Source organism: Micrococcus sp. EYE_212, from assembly GCF_023147585.1.
Classification (GTDB): Bacteria; Actinomycetota; Actinomycetes; order Actinomycetales; family Micrococcaceae; genus Micrococcus.
In genome coordinates this window covers 1-915 of record NZ_JAHXOZ010000038.1, presented here as the reverse complement: position 1 = coordinate 915, position 915 = coordinate 1, and the positions used below count along the sequence as shown (strand labels likewise).

The 915-nt window shown below is 70.3% G+C and carries 1 protein-coding gene; it reads left to right on the top strand.

The window, feature by feature from the left end; all coding sequences use genetic code 11:
- On the top strand, nt 1–915 hold a 915-nt coding region (locus KZX60_RS11895), incomplete at both ends, for an AAA family ATPase (RefSeq protein ID WP_248118622.1).

Genomic DNA, 915 nt, shown 5'->3' with positions numbered 1-915 from the left:
CAAGTTCGGGGCGTATGCGGTGCTGGAGCATGGCGGGGACCATTCCGCCGCCGCCCGTGCGCTGGCCGCTGAGGGCTTCACGGACCGCCCGATAGGCCCGGCTGCCCCCACGGTCTGCGAGACCGTCACGGAGGCACCGGAGGCCCTCACGGAGGCCGAGCCGCCGTCCCGGCCCTCGTGGTCCCCGGTAGACCTGTCGGCCTATCTGAACGGGACGGCGACCGCTGTTGAGCCGACCCTCATGGCACGGACGGACGGCGTGAAGCTGCTGTACCCGGGGCATGTGCATTCGGTGGCAGGAGAGTCCGAGTCGGGGAAGTCCATGCTCATGCTCGCCGTCGCCGCTCAGGTGCTCACGGACGGCGGGCGGGTGCTGTTCATGGACTACGAATCGGACCCGGCGACCGTGCTTGACCGTCTCGTGAAGCTGGGCGCGCCTGTGGACGCGGTGGCCGAACGGCTGGACTATGTGCAGCCCGAGGCCGACCCCGAGAACGGGGGATGGGCGGACGTGTCCGCGTTCCTGGCGCTGCTGGAGCGCCGCTACGCCCTGGCCGTCCTGGACGGGGTGACGGAGGCGCTGAGCGTGTCCGGTGTGCCCTCGATTGACAATGATGAGGTCACCGGGTGGATTCGTCGCCTGCCACGACGGATCGCGCGCACCACGGGTGCGGCCGTGGTCATGGTGGATCACGTCACCAAGTCCACGGAGGGCCGGGGGCGATTCGCTATCGGTGCTCAGGCGAAACTCTCCGCCCTGGACGGTGCCTCATTCCTCGTGGAGCCGCTGGCCCCCCTGGGGGTGGGAATGGCCGGCAAACTCGCCGTTCGGATCGGCAAGGATCGGCCCGGGCGGGTGCGACCTCACGGCGGGAGCTGGCGGAAGTCGGACCGCACTCAGGCCGTCGCCGTCGC